The 19,347-nt window shown below is 36.6% G+C and carries 22 protein-coding genes; 16 read left to right on the top strand and 6 right to left on the bottom strand.

Features of this window, described 5'->3' with window-relative positions:
- Positions 1 to 40: 40 nt before the first annotated feature.
- Positions 41 to 1,087, bottom strand: coding sequence for a DUF4097 family beta strand repeat-containing protein (locus tag KD050_RS08940; RefSeq protein ID WP_211895822.1), 1,047 nt, complete (start codon positions 1,085 to 1,087; stop codon positions 41 to 43).
- Positions 1,080 to 1,403: a PadR family transcriptional regulator gene (locus KD050_RS08935; RefSeq protein ID WP_211895821.1), complete on the bottom strand. Its 324-nt coding sequence runs from the start codon at positions 1,401 to 1,403 to the stop codon at positions 1,080 to 1,082. The genes KD050_RS08940 and KD050_RS08935 overlap by 8 nt, the downstream gene beginning before the upstream one ends.
- A gap of 152 nt (positions 1,404 to 1,555) precedes the next feature.
- Here KD050_RS08935 and KD050_RS08930 point away from each other — a divergent pair, with 152 nt between their 5' ends.
- Together KD050_RS08930 and KD050_RS08925 are read left to right on the top strand one after the other, a co-directional pair.
- Complete coding sequence (locus KD050_RS08930; protein WP_211895820.1) at positions 1,556 to 1,885, top strand: MGMT family protein; 330 nt, start codon at positions 1,556 to 1,558, stop codon at positions 1,883 to 1,885.
- 18 nt (positions 1,886 to 1,903) lie between these two features.
- Positions 1,904 to 2,311, top strand: a complete 408-nt coding sequence (locus KD050_RS08925; protein WP_211895819.1) for an NUDIX hydrolase — start codon at positions 1,904 to 1,906, stop codon at positions 2,309 to 2,311.
- A 231-nt stretch (positions 2,312 to 2,542) separates the two neighbouring features.
- Here the strand turns inward: KD050_RS08925 and KD050_RS08920 are convergent, their stop codons facing one another.
- On the bottom strand, positions 2,543 to 3,298 hold the full coding sequence (locus KD050_RS08920) for a MerR family transcriptional regulator (protein ID WP_211895818.1): 756 nt from the start codon (positions 3,296 to 3,298) through the stop codon (positions 2,543 to 2,545).
- Positions 3,299 to 3,413: 115 nt separating this feature from the next.
- On the opposite strand from KD050_RS08920, the gene KD050_RS08915 reads away from it, so the two are divergent.
- Both KD050_RS08915 and KD050_RS08910 read left to right on the top strand, forming a co-directional pair.
- Positions 3,414 to 4,004, top strand: coding sequence for a histidine phosphatase family protein (locus KD050_RS08915; RefSeq protein WP_211895817.1), 591 nt, complete (start codon positions 3,414 to 3,416; stop codon positions 4,002 to 4,004).
- The gene (locus KD050_RS08910) at positions 4,001 to 4,495 is read left to right on the top strand and encodes a cupin domain-containing protein (RefSeq protein WP_211895816.1); all 495 of its coding nucleotides are present in this window, start codon (positions 4,001 to 4,003) and stop codon (positions 4,493 to 4,495) included. Before KD050_RS08915 ends, KD050_RS08910 begins: the two co-directional genes overlap by 4 nt.
- A gap of 273 nt (positions 4,496 to 4,768) precedes the next feature.
- On the opposite strand, the gene KD050_RS08905 is transcribed toward KD050_RS08910, so the two are convergent.
- Positions 4,769 to 4,945, bottom strand: a complete 177-nt coding sequence (locus KD050_RS08905) for a hypothetical protein (protein ID WP_211895815.1) — start codon at positions 4,943 to 4,945, stop codon at positions 4,769 to 4,771.
- 169 nt (positions 4,946 to 5,114) lie between these two features.
- Here KD050_RS08905 and nagZ point away from each other — a divergent pair, with 169 nt between their 5' ends.
- Entirely contained in the window at positions 5,115 to 6,749 is a 1,635-nt protein-coding gene (gene nagZ, locus KD050_RS08900; RefSeq protein WP_211895814.1) for a beta-N-acetylhexosaminidase, read from the top strand.
- A 4-nt stretch (positions 6,750 to 6,753) separates the two neighbouring features.
- Entirely contained in the window at positions 6,754 to 7,530 is a 777-nt protein-coding gene (locus KD050_RS08895; protein ID WP_211895813.1) for an alpha/beta fold hydrolase, read from the top strand.
- A 67-nt stretch (positions 7,531 to 7,597) separates the two neighbouring features.
- On the opposite strand, the gene KD050_RS08890 is transcribed toward KD050_RS08895, so the two are convergent.
- Entirely contained in the window at positions 7,598 to 8,305 is a 708-nt protein-coding gene (locus KD050_RS08890; protein ID WP_211895812.1) for a YetF domain-containing protein, read from the bottom strand.
- 145 nt (positions 8,306 to 8,450) lie between these two features.
- Between KD050_RS08890 and KD050_RS08885 the strand changes: the two genes are divergently transcribed.
- Both KD050_RS08885 and KD050_RS08880 read left to right on the top strand, forming a co-directional pair.
- A complete protein-coding gene (locus KD050_RS08885) occupies positions 8,451 to 9,665 on the top strand; it encodes an MFS transporter (RefSeq protein WP_211895811.1) in 1,215 nt (404 codons plus the stop codon).
- 141 nt (positions 9,666 to 9,806) lie between these two features.
- Positions 9,807 to 10,094, top strand: a complete 288-nt coding sequence (locus KD050_RS08880) for an AbrB/MazE/SpoVT family DNA-binding domain-containing protein (protein ID WP_211895810.1) — start codon at positions 9,807 to 9,809, stop codon at positions 10,092 to 10,094.
- 342 nt (positions 10,095 to 10,436) lie between these two features.
- Here the strand turns inward: KD050_RS08880 and KD050_RS08875 are convergent, their stop codons facing one another.
- Complete coding sequence (locus tag KD050_RS08875) at positions 10,437 to 11,120, bottom strand: universal stress protein (RefSeq protein ID WP_211895809.1); 684 nt, start codon at positions 11,118 to 11,120, stop codon at positions 10,437 to 10,439.
- A gap of 345 nt (positions 11,121 to 11,465) precedes the next feature.
- Between KD050_RS08875 and KD050_RS08870 the strand changes: the two genes are divergently transcribed.
- The 8 genes from KD050_RS08870 to brnQ all read left to right on the top strand — a co-directional run bounded on the left by KD050_RS08870 (position 11,466) and on the right by brnQ (position 19,328).
- Complete coding sequence (locus KD050_RS08870; RefSeq protein ID WP_211895808.1) at positions 11,466 to 13,877, top strand: Na+/H+ antiporter subunit A; 2,412 nt, start codon at positions 11,466 to 11,468, stop codon at positions 13,875 to 13,877.
- Positions 13,864 to 14,289, top strand: coding sequence for a Na(+)/H(+) antiporter subunit B (locus tag KD050_RS08865; RefSeq protein ID WP_211895807.1), 426 nt, complete (start codon positions 13,864 to 13,866; stop codon positions 14,287 to 14,289). The genes KD050_RS08870 and KD050_RS08865 overlap by 14 nt, the downstream gene beginning before the upstream one ends.
- Before the next feature lie 3 nt (positions 14,290 to 14,292).
- Positions 14,293 to 14,631: a Na(+)/H(+) antiporter subunit C gene (locus KD050_RS08860; RefSeq protein WP_211895806.1), complete on the top strand. Its 339-nt coding sequence runs from the start codon at positions 14,293 to 14,295 to the stop codon at positions 14,629 to 14,631.
- Positions 14,624 to 16,108, top strand: coding sequence for a Na+/H+ antiporter subunit D (locus tag KD050_RS08855; RefSeq protein WP_211895805.1), 1,485 nt, complete (start codon positions 14,624 to 14,626; stop codon positions 16,106 to 16,108). Before KD050_RS08860 ends, KD050_RS08855 begins: the two co-directional genes overlap by 8 nt.
- 16 nt (positions 16,109 to 16,124) lie before the next feature.
- On the top strand, positions 16,125 to 16,607 hold the full coding sequence (locus KD050_RS08850; RefSeq protein WP_211895804.1) for a Na+/H+ antiporter subunit E: 483 nt from the start codon (positions 16,125 to 16,127) through the stop codon (positions 16,605 to 16,607).
- Positions 16,607 to 16,891 carry a Na(+)/H(+) antiporter subunit F1 gene (locus tag KD050_RS08845; protein WP_211895803.1) on the top strand — a complete coding sequence of 95 codons (285 nt, stop codon included), beginning with the start codon at positions 16,607 to 16,609 and terminating at the stop codon, positions 16,889 to 16,891. Before KD050_RS08850 ends, KD050_RS08845 begins: the two co-directional genes overlap by 1 nt.
- Entirely contained in the window at positions 16,884 to 17,228 is a 345-nt protein-coding gene (locus KD050_RS08840) for a Na+/H+ antiporter subunit G (RefSeq protein ID WP_370627226.1), read from the top strand. Before KD050_RS08845 ends, KD050_RS08840 begins: the two co-directional genes overlap by 8 nt.
- Positions 17,229 to 17,972: 744 nt before the next feature.
- Positions 17,973 to 19,328, top strand: a complete 1,356-nt coding sequence (brnQ, locus tag KD050_RS08835) for a branched-chain amino acid transport system II carrier protein (protein WP_211895801.1) — start codon at positions 17,973 to 17,975, stop codon at positions 19,326 to 19,328.
- The last annotated feature ends 19 nt before the right edge of the window (positions 19,329 to 19,347 follow it).

Here is a 19,347-nt window from a genome sequence, read left to right as displayed (position 1 = left end):
AAGGACTGGGCATCTTTTTGCACGGTTTTTTTTTATTTGTTTAAAAAGCAGGAGTTTTGCTTTTATTTTCTACAGTTATTTTTCCATTATCTGAGGAAAGGATAACTTTGTTCGTTCCATTTCCAAATACAGTACGAGAATTTTTTTCGCCGAACACACTTATTTTTCCGAAATCTACTTTTGTATGAATTGAAACGTCCGTTGGGGCATTTTCAGTTTCTACCAATATGCTCCCGTTGTCTGTCTCTAATTCAATCATTCGATCCAAACTGGCAGTTAGCAGTTCGATTCTGCCGTTATCTGTTTTTCCAACAATTTTCCCGTTTACGTGCTGCATAATAATTCTCCCGTTATCGGTCTCCGTGTGAACTTGCTCAGCATCAATATTTCGAAGTTCAATTCTGCCGTTATCGGTTTCAGCGGTAAGCTTATCTGCTTGAATTTTCTCTATTTCGATACGTCCATTATCTGTTTTTACTTCTAGAATGGTTGCAGCAAATTCTTTTAACCCAATACTCCCGTTATCTGATGTTGCTTTAATATTCTTTCCGAGTATTTTTTCAGCTCGAATTCTTCCATTTTGAGTTTTCATAATGATGGTTGTATATAGCTTTTTAGGCAGGGCAATGTTTACTCGAATCTCTTTTATTAGAAATAGGAAGCTAAAAAGTTTAAACTTTTTGGTTTTTAATCTTATGGATAATGTGTCGTTTACTACATCTGCTGTCAATTCTAATTTATCGTGCTCTCCAATTAACTCAATAATGGTTTCGTCTGTTTCAGAAGGAACTACGTATAAAGAGCCGAAGTCGATATCCATCCTTACATTTGAAAAATTCGCATGAGGAACATTAATGATTTGATTGCTCGAGGTAATTTTTTCTGGAATTTGGGCTTGGTTTTCGGAAAGCTCCTCTGCAATTTCTTTAGGTGATCCTAAGGAGGCTGCAATTTCACTATCTGATTTTCCATCTTCTCGCCCATTTGAGAAATACTCTTTAATGTCAGAAAGAATATCATTTCTCTCTTCAACTGGAAGCCTACTTAAAGCAAGTTCTAATTCATTTAAAAATTGTTGTTCAGTCATTTTTTACACCCTCTTCGATTAGATTATTTACGCCAGTTGTAAAGCTTTCCCATTCTTTTAGTTGTTCATGTAAGTAGGAGCGGCCTAAATCAGTTAGCTTGTAGTATTTACGAGGAGGTCCTTCTGTGGACTCCTGTAAATAGGTAGTAAAATAGCCTTCCTTCGTCAACCGCCTTAATAATGGGTATACGGATCCTTCCGAAATCGAGATTTGATCGGATATTTTTTGGACTAGCTCATACCCGTATCGATCCTGCTTATCCAATAAAACAAGCACGCATAAATTTAAAACTCCTTTTTTAAATTGAATATTCATCTTTTATTTCCTCCTTTCGCTACTAATCAATGAACAGTACCTTGGATAGAATATATCATACAGTATTACCTTATGCAAGGTACTAGATTAAATACAATTATAATTTTAAAAATTGTCAGTTATAATTAAAGAGAATGAAAGGAAGTTGTAGGATGAACCCTTTTACTGAAAAAGTAATTCATATTATAAAATCTATTCCACCAGGAAAAGTGATGACGTATGGACAAATTGCAAAAGTTGCAGGAAGCCCTAGAGGAGCAAGACAAGTTGTTCGAGTTTTACATACCATGAGTTCAAAATATAATCTTCCTTGGCATCGTGTGATTAATGTGAAGGGAGAAATTGTTATAGCAGATGAAGAATCGGCGTACTCACAAAAAGCAATGCTAGAAGCGGAAGGGGTCTCCTTTTTTGCAGATGGACGTGTAGATTTGAAAAAATCACGTTATGATTATAAAGTTGTGGAGGAAGATTGGGTATAAAGAGAGGAAGTGAAGGTTATGTTTAGCTGGAAAGGTGCAGCAGGTATTTGTGTAAATGGCCAGAAGGACGTGTTAATGGTACTTCAAGCAGCTCCAGGAGAAGATAAGAAATGGACAGTTCCATCTGGTACGCTTGAAGAAGACGAAACATTAGAGGAATGCTGTATAAGAGAATTCAGCGAGGAAACTGGATTCATAGTGAAAACGTTGGACAAGGTACATAATAAAAGTGGAATTATTAGTGAACATGGCATCTCTTACTATGTAGACTACTTTTTAGTAGAAATAATAAGTGGAGAAATTACGCTTCAGGACCCAGATGAATTTATATATGAAATTGCTTGGAAGTCATTCGAGGAAATCCAGGTCTTGGATTTAGCTTATCCAGAGGATATCCACATAATCGAGAAAGTATTAAAAAACTAGAAGACATGAGCCTTCTAGTTTTTTGTCCCGCATTAACGGGCAGGCCGATTAAAGTCGCCACGTCCTGTGGCAACATCGGCACTAGCACGGCCAGTGCGTCGTAATACTCCCGTTTCAAGGCTTGGTCCAAGAAGTAACAAAACATAAAGTGGGAGACAACTGCCCGTAGAAGCCCGACTGGTTCAACTAACAATCAGTGGTGGTTGAAGAAAACCCCCACTGATTGAAGTTTCACTTTGTGTAAATAACAATCGCATCCCGTAAAAATATAGTTGCACCTGTTTGGACTTTATCGTAATAAGCGGTAAAGCGTTCGTCAGCCACGTACATTTCTGCAAGACCAACATGAGCCTCTTTAGAGTATTGATCCCAGTAAAAGCAAAGCCATTGTTTATGCAAGTCTGCTGCTTTTTGAGCCAGTTCACCGGCAGGATCTCCAGTATCCATAGCAGATTTTAAATTGTTAAATAGTTGCTCTTCTAATTTTTGTATTTCCTCATATTGCTCGTTTGTCATACCCTTTACTTTTGCATTGGACTTATTTATAGCGTCTTCCCCGTATTTTTCTCGAATTTCTTTTCCGTATTTCTTCTCATTGTCATCGACAAGTTTTTGTTTGAAGCCTTCAAATTTTTCTTTATCCGTCATGCTTATCTTCCTTTCTGTTTGTTGAATTGATTTATCCACATTGTTAATAAGTGCATCTAGTTGCGCCCTTTTTTCAAGCAGTTTTTCACGATGTTCTTTAAGTGCGGTTGTTCCATCGAATGTAGGGGAAGTCATGATTTCTTTAATACTATCTAAATTTACCCCAAGTTCGCGGTAAAACAGTATTTGCTGCAGCCGATTTACTTCAGTAGCACCGTAAATACGATATCCAGATGAATTGATACGTGCAGGTTTAAGTAACCCAATCTCATCGTAATATCGTAGAGTCCTTGTACTGATACCTGCAAGTAACCCAAGCTTTTGTACGGTGTATTCCACTTTATCACCTCCTAATATGTTCAGTTTAAACCTTTACGTTGCGTTAAGGTCAAGTGGTAATTGTTCAATTATTTTACTTTGATTATAATGAGAGAATAAGTAAGGAGGAAATCACATGACAACGATAGGATTTGTAAGACATGGTGTCACTGCTTGGAATAAAGAAGGTAGAGCACAGGGCAAAACAGATGTGCCTTTAGATGAAGAAGGAATTCAAATGGCAGAGCAAGCAGCACAAAGAGTGCAGTTTGAGGAATGGGACGTTATTTATACAAGTCCACTCATCCGTGCAAAGAAAACAGCTGAAATAATTGCAAAGAAACTTCCGGGTATCGACTTTATTCAAGATGAACGTCTAGGAGAAATTGGTGGGGGCATAATTGAAGGATCGACTGAAGCCGAACGGATTGCTAAATGGGGACTGGATTGGAGAAATCAGGATATTGGCTTTGAGCCGGAAGATGTTATTATTTCTCGTGGAATGTCCTTTGTAGAAGAAATAAAACAAAATTATCCGGGTAAACGAGTACTCGTAGTTAGTCATGGTGGCTTCATAAGTAGATTATTATATGCACTTGTTCCAGACGGTGAATTTTCTCGTGATATCGGCAACACTTCTGTTACAATTGTGGAACTCAAGAATCATGAAAACGTTTGTCATTTATATAACTGTATGAAACATTTAGAAGTGAAAGAGGTGCAATGATGAGAGATGCTTCCTACTATATAAAGAATTTAGGGTTAGAGCCACATCCAGAAGGAGGGTATTTTCAAAGTAGTTATTCTTCCGAGAACCCTAACGGTAATCGGAAATTGTATACAAGTATCTATTTTCTATTAGGTGCTGGGGATGTGTCCCATTTTCATCGATTAAAGTCGGATGAGTTATGGTACTTCCATGATGGTAGCTCACTTTTGGTACATGTAATTGATGAGGAAGGTAACTATGTGGCACATAAGCTTGGCTTAGATATAGAAAATGGGGAGGTTCCTCAGGTGTTGGTGCCCAAAAATACTATTTTTGGATCATCCGTTATGGAGGGTGGTACATTTTCAATCGTCGGATGCATGGTAGCACCGGGATTTGAATACGAGGATTTTGAACTTTTTACGCAAAAGGAACTGTTGCATGACTATCCTCAACATAAAGAAGTTATTTATAAAATGGCTTATGAAACATTGCCAGAGTCTGAATAAGGTTCTCAGCAGCATTGTCAATTGAGAAGCGGTTCATCTATTCACATATTAATAAGTAGGGATAAGCTCGATAAAATAGGTAATATACGCTAAATAAAGCTTAGAAATAGCTCCCGAAATTGCAACTTCGGGAGCTTCCTGTATTTATTGGAAAGCATTTTTCAATCATTACCCAAAAAAGAGAGGCTGGTCGTGACGTCAGTCATGACCAGCCTCTCTTAAAAATCAATCGGTAATGTTTGTTCATAGCCAATTAAAATAAGGTTTTTGTCTTTATAGGAGGCTTTCGTTGTTCTTATTATCTTTTTCTGGTTGCTCATCTGTTGAATCGGAAACCTTTTTAGGAGATAGGCTAGTTAAGTCGATTAGCTCTATAACAGAATTACCTTCTCCAGCAGGTCCGCAAATTCCAGTGTCTATATCGCATATCATCGCATCTTTTTTAGACATAACTTTTCCTCTTTTCATTCGTTTTTATAATATCAAAGTTTAACTAGTACTATATTTGAGAAGTAAAAATATATCAAATATAACGCTTTATATTTTAGTTAAATTAAAGGAATATTGGTTAGGCTTATGGAAGTAGGAATAAGCTCATCATTTGTTTGGAGGTTTTATGATGACGAAGAAAGTAGTAATACTTCTTCTATTATTTTTAGTAATTGCCATAATTGTAATGCTCAAAGAACCTAAGGAAGATGGAAATGTACGGGAGGGAGTGCCGATAGAAGTGTCTTCCGATACGGAACCCTTTGTATCTCTCTTGTTTGAACTAGCGGAGAAAGGACAAACGATTAATTCACCTTTTATCGTAGGAGAAACCACCATTCAAAAAGTACATGAGTTATGGGGTGCTCCAGAGCGAAAAAGTGAGAATGCTAGTGCCATTTATGAAGAGTTTCTATCAAACAATGCTTCAGTAGGCCACCAATCTAAAATTGTTTTTGATATACGCTCCAGTTCACCTGAAATCCAGCAAATCCATCTCGAGGATATTAAATCCATTAAAGGGGAACCGGATAAAATTAGAAGCTATCAGGATGACCAAGTAGATCAAACGATACTTATATATGACGTCACAAAGGACTTTCAGTTGAAATGGATATTGCCAAAGCCAACGGAGGAAAATCCAAATCCGACGGTTCATCATATTTCCGTTTTCACGGAATTTGAAGAAGCAGTCAACCTATCCGATTTAAGCTTAGAAGAAAAGGTCGGGCAAATGATATTTGCGGGTATAAAAGGAACCACCATTACAAATGAAACAAAGAAAATCATATCTACACATCAAGTTGGCGGCATTATTTTGTTCAAGGATAATTTAAAGAACGCCAACCAATCGGTTTCCTTATTAAATTCGATAAAACAAGAAAATATTAAGAATAAAGTTCCGTTATTTTTAGGTGTTGACGAAGAAGGTGGGAGAATTTCAAGGCTGCCGGAGTTAACTAAGCTACCGACAAGCGAAAATCTAGGGAAGCTAAATGACGCTTCTCTTTCTTATAATATCGGAAAACTATTAGGAAAAGAATTAAGTGCATTTGGCTTTAACTTAGACTTTGCTCCTGTCCTTGATATAAATAGTAATCCGGACAATCCGATTATTGGAGACCGATCATTTGGAACTGATGCGGAGATAGTGAGTAAGCTTGGGCTACAGCTTATGAAAGGTATTCAAAGTGAGCAGGTCATTTCGGTTGTAAAGCATTTTCCGGGCCATGGCGACACTGCAGTAGACTCTCACAAAGAGCTACCAATAATTCAAAAAAGTTTAGCGGATTTACATGTACTTGAATTAATACCTTTTACACGAGCGGTAGAGCAAGGTGCGGAGGTCATTATGATCGGTCATATTTTGCTGCCGAAAATAGATTCTGCATACCCAGCTTCCATATCTAAGGAAATTATTACCGATGTATTGAGGGAACAACTAGGTTTTGAAGGTATTATCATTACAGATGATATGACGATGAAAGCAATCTTAAATACATTTGAAATTAGTGAAGCAGCCGTATCTGCAGTAAAAGCAGGAAATGACATTGTGTTAGTAGCCCATGACTACGCTAATGTAAAAAAAGCGAAAGAGGCAATACTCCAAGCGATAGAGGCTGGAGAAATTACGGAACAAAGAATTGATGAAAGCGTAAAACGAATTCTCTCTATTAAAAAGAAATATAATTTGAGTAATAAACAACTAGATGGGGTAAACATACAGGAGTTGAACCAATCAATTAATGAAACATTGAGGAGATGACAGAGTGAAAACTAACCATTCTAAAATTGTTTATAAAGACGAAGGTCAAGGAGAAACGCTTATACTTATTCACGGATTTTGTGGAAGCTCCGAATATTGGAATAAAGTAATACCTAAGCTTTCTAAAAGCTATAGAGTAATTGCGATTGATCTCCCTGGACATGGAGAATCTAAAGGGCACGATAGTGTGCAGGAAATAGACCAATACGCGTTAGTTATAAAGGACTTTTTAGAAGAACTAAAAATAGAGAAAGTGACGATGTTCGGCCATTCACTAGGAGGTTATATCACATTGGCCTTCGCAGAGAGCTATAGTAAATATTTAAATGGTTTCTCTTTAATTCACTCCACAGGATTGCCTGATTCTTCAGAAGCAAAGGAAGGAAGAACTGCGTCTGCTGAAAAAATAGACAAAGATGGAATCGACTCCTTCATAGATGGGCTAGTTCCAAAGCTGTTTGCACCAGATAATGTGGAAACCTACAAACAATCGGTGGAGGACGTGAAGAAGGTTGGGTATGGAACTACTCCACAGGGAGCAAAAAATGCTCTTAATGCGATGAAAGTAAGAAAGGATCGTACCGAAGTTTTGGCAAATACTAAGCTACCTGTACTATTAATAGCTGGCGAAAGTGACCAACTTATTCCAGCTGACAAGACATTTACAGCAAGTGGAGAAAACATCAAACAAGTAGTTGTAAAGGGAGCAGGTCATATGAGTATGTATGAGGCACCAGAAGAGCTGGGTAATACCATTCTAACTTATTTAAAACAAGCATAGAAAGAAGGAGCGACAAAAAGTGATTATGTCACCTTTTGTCGCTCTTTTAGTTTGTGATATATACTTCTTAAATCCCATTTTTTCTTAAGCTAATATACAACGAGCCGTTTGTTTGTAATTGTGCATAAAACACCTCACTAACCGAATCAACACCATGTTTTCTCAGCTTTTTCATGACCCATTCTTCGGTTAAATCTAATTCGTCTAAATTCTTTTTGACAATTTTGCCATCAGCTATTATTTCAGAGGGCATAAACAAAGGAAGTGTAAGAGGTACTTTAATATCCTGTTTTGTAGCCTCCTGGAATCCAACCTTTTTCATGACGCTTAACTCCCCGTTTGTTTCAAGAACAGCATAATGTACATCCTGGATAGAAAAGATAGATTGCTCTCTAAGCATCATTAATACATCATCCATATGCAAACGTGCTGATTTTAAAGACTTCGTACTGATTTCTCCGTCTTTTATGATAATGGTTGGCTCGTCATCAATCCATGTTCGGAATGTAGGGAATTTCAATGAAATATAACTCATTAATAAAGTGAGGGCCGTCCACCAAATAAGTGCAATCAATCCATCGAGAAAGGGTGTTTCATGTTGAGAGGCAATTTCTGCGGCAATAGACCCGACTGTTATGCCGGTAATGTAGTGGAAAAAAGTGAGCTGGCTCAGTTGTTTCTTTCCTAATAATCTTGCTAATACAAGTAACACTATAAAGGAAATTGTGGTTCTCAACATCATTTCCCAAAAGTTCATTTCGAAAAAGGTCTCCATATTTTTCGTATAACCTCTTTTCATTTCGACATAATGCTTAGTGTTGCCATTAATTTTGACACTATTCCATTTATCATGAAATAATTTTGTCGAATTTGAGCTATAATAATTATAATTGTTTATTCATTAGAAAGAATGTGAAAATATGGTCAAAGAGAATTCCACCCATAAAATGGGGAATCCTGTATACCCTATTATGTTTGCAATAGGTGTTTGTCATCTATTTAATGACACGTTGCAGGCGGTAATTCCTGCTATGTTTCCTGTATTAGAATCGGAACTAGGTCTTACATTTACCCAACTGGGACTAATCTCATTTGTATTAAATATTGTTGCATCGGTTCTACAGCCGATTGTAGGATTTATTAGCGATAAAAAACCTATGCCTTATGCATTACCGCTTGGAATGTTGAGTTCCTTTGTTGGAATGGCAGGATTAGCCCTTGCTCCAGAGTATTGGATGATCCTCGTTTCGGTAATATTTTTAGGATTGGGTTCAGCAGTATTTCATCCAGAAGGCTCGCGGGTTTCCTTTATGGCAGCGGGATCTAAACGAGGTCTCTCACAATCTGTTTATCAAGTGGGAGGAAATTCTGGACAAGCACTTGCTCCGCTTATAAGTGCATTTATATTAGTACCTATGGGTCAAAAAGGAGCAGCTCTTTTTTTAGTTGTAGCTGCAGTGGGGATATTCCTATTATCGAAGATTTCTGCTTGGTATAAAAAGCAGTTGGAGGCGGAGAAGCTTTCTAAAAGAAAAAGAACGCTTCTTTCTTCACTCCCAGCTTTAACTAAAAAACAAGTTGGTGTTGCCTTAACTCTTTTGATGGTATTAATATTCGCCCGATCTTTTTATGTTACCAATATGACCAATTTTTATATTTTTCATTTGATGGAGAACTATGGAATGACTATTAAAGAAGGACAGTTAATTATTTTTATCTTTCTGGCATTAGGGGCAGTAGGGACATTTTTCGGTGGACCTATGGCGGATCGAATGGGAAGAAGGAATGTTATTGTATTGTCGATTGCGGTTCCGATTCCATTAAGTCTCTTACTGCCGTACGTACCTGTTTGGGCGATTATATTGTTGCTCATTGCGATAGGATTTTTCATCATGCTAAGCTTCTCGGTAACTGTCGTTTATGCGCAGGAGCTCGTACCGAGTAAAATTGGAACGATGGCTGGGTTAACAGTAGGTTTAGCTTTTGGAATGGGAGCAATTGGAGCAGTGGTAATCGGAATATTAATGGATTACGTAGGAGTTTATACGACCATGATTGTCGTGTCGACGTTACCAATAATAGGATTAGTAGCCTTGGCATTACCCAAGGATCGAAAAATAACGATGTCAAATTAATGAAAAGCGAGTGATCATTTTGATTGCTCGCTTTTTATCTCCTTAAACACTTTAATAAGACTAAATATATTTAGTCTTATTAAAGTAAATTATTTTATAATTCGTTTCTAATAATAAATTTAAGGAAATGAGGACTTTCAAATGACTGACTTAAAAAAAGTAAAACTTTCAAAGCAGCGACAGATCATAATTCCGAAAGTTTACTTTGACGAACTGCAGTTGCAGGAAGAAGTCACCATCGAAATGATGGACAGTGGACTATTAATTAAACCTGTTCGTAAATTGCCTGATGGTTTTGCCGAGCAATTATTGGAAAGCCTAATGACAAAAGGGTTAAGTGGACAGGAATTGTTGGAGAAGTATAAAGAAGCATCGAGTAACTTCGGTTGGACAACTTTTCAAGCTGAAAATAAAGACGATACGATCTAATGGAAAAAATTCAAAAGTAATGGAAGTGATCCGAGTTATGGCCGAAGTTCCTGCCTCACTTCTTAGAATGATAGCTAAATAATTTCTAAAACAAAATATGTAACGTACTTAATCTGCCAAATTGAGCTACTAAACCTAAGAAAAGAGTTTACTATCCAAATAACGATTCTGAGGAAAGAAGTACAAATTGAATTAATACAAGGGTAGCTTAGCTGATGAATCAGGATGTTTTTCCCATCCATTGCCTGCCTTGTAGGTTCATGCATAGCGTACATTCATGTAGTATAGGTACTAATGCCCAATAAAAAAAGGAAACTCTAAGAGTCTCCCTTATTTCTATCCCTATGCTTTTTTTAAGCTACACCCATCTGGAACTTGAGATGAATCAGTAACTAGATTATCTTGAATATGAACTTGATGCATTTTATTGTTATGCATAAATTTGAATATACCATTATCAAAATCAGTTCCAATTTCTTTGAAGAATATACCTTCTTGGCACATGTTCTTTGCACAAGTGAAGGAAACTTTATAGGAGTCTCCGTCTGTCACTAAATAAGCACGGACACCTTTTTCGAAAATGCCGTCTTCTTCATCTTTAATGTAACGAGCAACCGAAACAACGTGGAAGTCTACGAAAGGAATTTCTTTTAATAAGACATTCATGAAGGATCCTTTTGTTATTTCTTCCCATCTACTTTGTGCAGTTTGTCCTATAATAATTTGGGTTATATTTAAACCGTGGGCTACTTCTTTAATAACTTTTGGAGAAGGACGTTTTTCGCTATCACGAATGATAAACTCCTCAACCTCCAGCTCTTCTGCTAAAGCTTTCCATTCTTCAATATACCCAGATTTCTCAGCATCGAATGCATCATATGGTAGTGGATCAACTGTTAGTATATAAAGTGGACAATCTAACATGCTTGCCATTTTATGTCCTCTTCTAATTAGTCGCTCTCCATTTGGTCCGTAGTATACGCAGACAAGTATACTCTCATCCATTCGACCTTTTACGCGTTTCACGGTTGTACACACCTCTTTTTTTGTTTTCATCTATTATTTTTCGTGTAATTTTCTGTTGGATAACTATATACTTCAATACACTAAAAGTGCGTTGAACCTTACTTTCATGTATAATTATTAAATGCATGCATAGTAGTACAACTACTACCATTCCATACATAATATGCACTTGCTCTTAACCCAAGCAAGTTATATATCCTAAATTCAATTTTATTTTGAAGGGTCTCATATGGAATCCTATTATGATACTAGTTGCTAGGATAGTCAAGTCTATAGTTTAAAAAAGTATTATTACCCTCATGCTACCCAATCCTAATTCTTACTTAACCAATAGGAGGTTAAAATTTGTTCTCCATAAATTTAGTGATATTAATCCCATTTATTGCAGCTGCACTCTTGCCTTTTTCATACAGGCGATTTAACAAGACTCACCTCGGTTGGTTTGTGTTAATTGTACCTATTGTTTTGTTTGTCTTACTTGCTAGGCTAATTCCCTCGGTAGCAAGTGGTAAAACTTATGTCCATACATACGAATGGATTCCCACATTAGATTTTAACTTCACAACATATTTAGATGGTCTAAGTATGATCTTTGCTCTATTAATCACAGGCGTTGGAAGTTTAGTTATTTTATATTCCATTTTTTATCTTTCATCTAAAGAATCCTTGCAGCATTTTTATTGTTATTTATTATTATTTATGGGTGCCATGCTTGGAGTTGTTTTCTCTGATAATTTAATGGTGTTATATGTTTTTTGGGAATTAACGAGTGTTTCTTCATTCCTGTTAATCGCCTTTTGGAATCATCGTCAAGCCTCCAGACACGGTGCACAAAAAGCTATGCTAATCACTGTAAGTGGTGGAATTGCTATGTTAGTTGGCTTTATCATGTTGCATACGATGACTGGTTCTTTCAGTATTCGAGAAATAATTGCAAGTATAAGTGAGTTTAGTGACCACGCTTTGTTTATACCTGCGATGATTTTAATATTGCTCGGAGCATTTACGAAGTCAGCACAATTTCCTTTCCATATTTGGCTACCAGACGCTATGGAGGCACCAACCCCTGTTAGTGCTTATTTACACTCAGCGACGATGGTGAAGGCAGGTATTTATTTGGTGGCGCGTTTCACGCCAGTTTTTGGTGCTGATGAAGTTTGGTTTTGGGTGGTAAGTATAGTTGGTATGATTACTCTATTTTGGGGTTCCTTTAATGCTGTTCGACAAACAGATTTGAAAGCATTACTGGCTTTTTCGACTATTAGTCAGCTAGGGCTTATCATGAGCTTGCTTGGTTTAGGATCGATAGCATTGCAATTTGGCTATTCAGCTGACTCAGTTATGTATACTCAAGCAACATTTGCTGCTTTATTTCACTTGATTAATCATTCAACCTTTAAAGGTGCATTGTTTATGGTCGTTGGAATTCTCGATCACGAGTTAGGAACAAGGGACGTTCGAAGACTTGGTGGATTAATGACATTCATGCCATTTACATTTACCGTCGCTTTAATAGGAAGTTTATCGATGGCCGGTTTACCACCGTTCAATGGATTTCTAAGTAAGGAAATGTTCTTTGCAGCGACTGTTCATATTATGGAAGTAGATATTTTTTCTTTACCCTCGTTCGGAATTGTCTTTCCAGTTATAGCTTGGATCGCTAGTGTCTTTACATTTATTTACTGTATGATTATCGTTTTTAAAGCATTTCTTGGCAAACCACAGCCTGAAAAATTGGATAAACCTATTCATGAAGCTCCTATTGGAATGTTAATAGCTCCAATGATTCTTGCAGCTTTAGTTGTGGGTATATTCTTCTTTCCAAATCTATTAGGTCAATATATATTACAACCAGCAATGAGTAGTATTTATCCAAATTTCGGAGATACGGCGGATTTAACTCCAAAAATTTCGGCTTGGCATGGAGTAAAACCTGAATTGCTCATGACTATAGGGGTTATTTTAGTAGGTGCTATTCTATTTAAATTCCTTAAATTGTGGAAACCAATCTATGGATTGTTTTCTTCTCGCTTCACATTGAATGCACTTTATAATAATTTATTGGCGTCCTCGGTTAGCAAATCCAATATAGTTACTAATCGCTATATGAACGGACTATTACGACATTATTTAATATATATTTTTGTATTCTTTGTATTGGCTGTAGGTGGATACTTGTTCTATTCGAGAGCGTTTTCGTTTGATATTTCAACAAATGCACCTTTCAGAGTTTATGAAGTGTGTTTAGTTGCTATTATGGCGGTTGCAGCGTTATCCATGCTATTTGCGAAGTCACGCATGACAGCGACATTGTTGAATGGAGTGTTAGGCTACTCAATTGCTATCTTTTTTGTCATTTTCCGGGCTCCAGATTTAGCCTTAACCCAGTTAGTCGTAGAATCTGTAACCACTGCATTATTCCTATTAGCTTTTTCTCATTTACCGGATTGGAAAAAGGAAAAGCTTCCAACACGAACAAAAGTAGTCAATGGAATAATATCGATTATGGTCGGATTAGTAGTTGTTTTAGTTGGATTATCAGTAGTAGATTTCACTCAATTCGAAACTATTTCTAGTTACTTTGAAGATGCTTATGAACTAGCTGGAGGAGCAAATATTGTAAATGCTATCTTGGGAGATTTCCGCGGTTTTGATACGATGCTTGAGGTGGTCGTACTATTTATAGCTGGTTTAGGTGTGTACTCGATGATTAAGCTAAGAGCAAAAAAGGAGGATGAAAACATTGAAGATCAATGATGTCATACTCCGAACAATTAGTAGGATTGTTGTATTTATCATTTTGACATTTGGTGTGTATTTATTTCTTTCGGGTCATAATACACCCGGTGGGGGATTTATCGGTGGATTAGTTCTGGCAAGTGCAATTGTATTGCTATATTTGTCTACAGATATTGAAACGGTCAAAAAGAGTCTTCCGCTAGATTTTAAATATGTTGCAGCGCTTGGCGTATTATTAGCTACATCCACAGGCTTTGGATCCATTTTGTTTGGCGTTCCATTTATGTCTCAAACATTTGCCTATTTTGATTTGCCGGTTTTCGGGTTAACAGAACTAACGACGGTGACTATATTTGAAGCGGGTGTAGCCTTAACGGTTGTAGGTGTACTAGTAACGATTATTTTAAGCATTAGTGAGGATGGTGGATAACGAATGGAAACATTGATCATCATGTTAATAGGGATTTTAGTTGCTGTTGCCACGTATCTAATCCTCTCTAGAAATATAATTCGAATAATTTTAGGAACTGCTGTATTTTCACATGCAGTACATTTGCTCATATTAACAATGGGGAACTTAAAGCAAGGGAATGTTCCTTTATTAAAGGAAGCAGATGCACCTTATACAGATGCACTACCACAAGCACTAATATTAACTGCTATCGTGATTAGCTTCGCAGTAACAGCTTTCATACTTGTACTAGCCTACCGTACTTATCAGGATGTTGGTACGGATGATCTCGATGAATTGAGAGGGGCAAAAGATGAATAATTTAATTGTTTTACCGTTGATCCTTCCTATTATGGTTGGTATTGTATTGGTATTTTTACGACCATATGTGAAGTTACAGCGTGCCATTAGCTTAATAACAATGATTGGTATAGCGGGGATAAGCGTAATTATTTTAAATAGAGTTCAGACAGATGGGATTATACGATTGGACTTCGGAGGATGGGAGCCTCCATTCGGAATTCTGTTTGTCGCAGATTCCTTTGCGATGTTACTTGTCCTTACGGCAAGTTTAGTTACTGCTATCTGTCTAATTCATGCATTTTCTTCGATTGGAGAAAGACATGAGAAAATGTACTTCTACCCTTTTGTGTTATTTTTAGTTGCGGGAGTTAATGGGTCTTTTTTGACGGGAGATCTATTTAACCTGTTTGTCTGTTTTGAAGTAATGTTATTAGCCTCTTATGTATTAGTCACGTTAGGGGGGACCAAGCCCCAACTGAGAGAAGCGATAAAATACGTTGTCATTAATATTCTTGCTTCTTGGTTCTTCTTAGTAGCACTTGCCTATTTGTATGGTACTGTAGGTACTTTAAATATGGCTCATATTTCAGAAAGAGTAGCGGAGGAAGGACAAGGACCTTTACTCACCACAATAAGTATTTTGTTTTTAATAGTATTTAGTTTAAAAGCCGGATTGTTGCTATTCTATTGGCTTCCTGGATCCTATTCTGTGCCACCAACTGCGGTTGCCGCATTATTTGGTGCTTTACTAACAAAGGTTGGAATATATGCACTTTTCCGGACATTTACGCTCATATTCTACCACGAGCTACTAATATCCCACACATTAATCGGGATAATGGCGGGAATCACGCTAATTGTCGGATGTATGGGGGCCATTGCTTTTAAGGATATTCGGTTAATCGTTTCTTATAATGTCGTAATAGCTGTTGGCTTTATATTAATCGGTCTGGCTGTTGGAACTGAAACGTCTATTGCTGGTTCTATATACTACTTAATTCATGACATGTTTGCAAAAGCTATGTTATTTTTACTAGCTGGTACGATGATTTACTTAACTGGTAAATCAAAAATAGATGAAATGAGTGGACTAATTAGAAATTATCCTCTATTTGGATGGATGTTCTTCCTGGTCACCTGTTCATTGGCAGGTATCCCACCGTTAAGTGGATTTGTAGGGAAAATATTAGTTGGACAAGGTGCTATAGAATCAGGTTCTTACGTATTACTAGCATTGGCTTTTATCTCCAGTATTGTTGTGCTATATTCGCTTCTTCGGATTTTCTTAAATACTATATTTGGGGAAACTATTATTAGTTTTGAAGAAGAAAAACCTATGAAAATGGGAATGATTATACCAATTGTTTTGTTGGGAATTGCAACGGTTTCATTAGGACTTGGAGCAGAGTTTATATCCGACTATGTTACGGACGCAGCTCATACTCTTTCTAATCCATCGGTGTATATTGATGCAGTAATGGGAGGAAATAAGTGATGGGAGAGGTGAGAATATGCCAGCACAGTTTTTACTAAACCTATTTATCGCATTTTTGTGGACAACATTACAGGACGAAGATGAACTAAAGATGACGACATTTTTTAGTGGCTTCATCGTAGGGATCTTCATAATTTTCTTAATGCATCGCTTTTTTGGAACTCAGTTTTATTTGAGAAGATTATTCTCCCTTATTAAGTTAATTTTCATATTTATATCAGAATTAGCTCAGTCGAGTCTACTTATAAGTAAACAAATATTAAATCCACGTTGGGACCTAAAGCCTGGAATTTTCACTTATAAAACAGAGCTAAAAGGAGACTGGGAAATTACGACTCTAGCAATGTTGTTAACGTTGACTCCTGGTTCAGTCGTGATGGAAGTAAACCCAGAAGGGGATATGTTTTATATCCATGCGATGGATATAGAACAGTCTAAAGCAGATGTATTGCGATCCATTACTAAATTTGAGAAAGCAATTATGGAGGTGACCCGCTAATGATTGAAAAAATACTGTTGGTTTCCCTAACATTATTTGCTATATCTATTGCAATTGCTCTTTTTCGTATCATTAAAGGTCCTTCTATGCCGGATCGAGCAGTAGCTTTAGACATGATTGGTGTAAATCTCATATCAATGATTGCTATTATTTCGATTGTCTTAAAAACAAAGGCATTTTTAGAAGCTATTCTTATACTTGGTATACTTGCTTTTATCAGTACAATTGCCATTTCCAAGTATATTGAAAGGGGGGCTATTATTGAGCATAAGTCAGATGATTGAGCTCGTTGCTGTTGTTATCATTTTTTTAGGAAGTGTTATGAGTGTGATTAGTGCCTTCGGGATCATCCGTCTTCCAGATGTTTATACACGCTCACACGCCGCTACAAAAAGCTCAACCGTAGCAGTACTGTTGTCCCTATCTGGAGCCTTTATATATTTTTGGGTAAGTGAAAATTTTATAAGCGTACGTCTTATACTAGGTATATTATTTGTATTCTTGACTGCCCCTGTCGCAGGCCACTTGTTAACGCGAGCAGCGTATCGCTCGAGAGTCGAACTTACTGAAAATTCCTCAGATGATGCTTTAAAGGAAGTATTATTTCCAGAAGATAAATAATAAAAAAAGCTATACGATTGGAGAGTTCTCCGATTGTATAGCTTTTTTACTTAAAGGGGATCTGTTAAACAATATCGCTGAATTCCGTTCCAGACAGATTCTTTCTAACTAAGCGAGGGTCAAGCCGCCTTCCACTTCAAATCAATAACAAAGGTAGGGTGCTTTGAACGATAGGGAAACACAGTGGATAGCATACAACGTAGAGGAAATGGATCTGTTAACAAGAATCTTTTAGAATGTCATATCTCCTGAATTTCTTCTAGTAAAGATAGTATCTATAGTATCGATTAGCTATAGAGCGCCTGAAAACAAAATAAAACAGATTTTGCACTTGAAAGCCACTTATGATTTTCTTAGCTTTATATAAAAGGAGATATTGGATTAATGTTTAAGGGTTTAATGTATAAGTTCTAGTTATTTAAGAAGGAAATTTTTGTTAAACTTTTGCTAGGAAGATAGACTCATTAATGGGATGGAATATGGGTATCCTTAAAGGATAAGGCGCTTGAAGACTAAAAATATTAGTTGGAAATATGACAATTTAACTAAATCTATTTGTGAAAATAAAAGAAATGTTCAATTAATTTCGTCTAATATATTGCATTCTGCTGATTTCCATAGTATTATCAACTTTGATATATTGCATACGGGCGTGGTTAGAAAAAATCATTTGTATAGCATTCATACTAACATCTAGAAAACACAAGAAATGATTATTTCTTAAATCACAGGAGGAACAACAAAATGAAGACTAAATTATCATTCTCTAATCATTTAGTGATTGGAGTTATGCTATTTGCATTATTTTTTGGTGCTGGGAATTTAATCTTTCCAGCGAGTTTAGGACAAAATGCAGGGACACAAGTTTGGATAGCGGTCATTGGTTTTTTACTAACAGGAATTGGGTTGCCGTTTTTAGGTACTCTTGCGATGGGATTCTCAGGTAGTAAAAATTTACAAGAGCTTTCTAGTAGAGTACATCCTGTCTTTGCGGTAATCTTTACTTCTGTGCTTTACTTAACAATAGGACCATTTTTTGCTTTACCAAGAACAGGAGCCGTTTCATTTGAAATTGGAATTCTGCCATTTATGAATCAAGACTATGCACAACTTGGTTTGTTAGTATTTACAATTGTTTTCTTCGGAATCACGTTATTGCTATCATTGAATCCATCTAAAATTGTAGATAATGTTGGGAAATACCTTTCTCCCGGAATTATAATAGGATTATTTTTCTTATTACTCTTTGTAATTATTAAGCCAATGGGTGATTTTCAAGAACCGCAAGGTAACTATGTAACGAATGCTTTTATGACTGGATTTACGGAAGGTTATAATACGATGGATGCATTGGCATCCTTAGTATTTGGTATTATCGTTATTCAAGCAATTCGTTCCATGGGAGTAACATCTACTAAAGGAATTCTAGTTGCTACAGCGAAATCAGGTGGGATAGCAATCTTGTTTTTAGGTATAATTTATGCTGGGATTGCTTACTTAGGCGCGACTAGTGTGAACCTATTTGGTCTATTTGACAATGGGGGACCTGTATTAAGTGCTGCATCGGGGCATTATTTCGGATCATTTGGAGCAATTCTTCTATCTGTTATCATTTTCTTGGCGTGTCTAACGACGAGTATTGGTTTAACTACTGCATGTGGTGAGTACTTCCACACGTTAATGCCAAAGATTAGTTATAAAGCATTTGTCATTTTCTTTAGTGTATTCACATGTATCATTGCAAACTTTGGATTGTCTAATATTATTACATATTCCATTCCAGTATTAATGTTATTATACCCATTAGCGATTGTATTGATATTCTTAACCTTCTTATCACCATTGTTTAATCACGCAAGAATAGTTTACGTTAGTGTAATGTTCGTAACGTTCTTAATAAGTATTGTGGATGGATTAAAAGCTCTTTGTGGATCGTTAGAAATTGAGTATTTTAGCTGGCTAAAGCCAATCGTAAGTTTTTATGAGAACGTATTGCCGTTTTATAGTGTAGGTTTAGGATGGTTAATGCCTTTCGTAATAGTAACGCTAGTGACAGGAATCATTGCGAGATTTGAAAAAACGGACATAAAGTCAGTGTAATTAAAAGGTGACCATGGAG

The sequence above is a fragment of the Psychrobacillus sp. INOP01 genome, assembly GCF_018140925.1.
Taxonomy (GTDB): domain Bacteria; phylum Bacillota; class Bacilli; order Bacillales_A; family Planococcaceae; genus Psychrobacillus.
Note: the sequence above shows the minus strand (reverse complement) of the source record. Positions and strands in the feature narration are given on the sequence as shown.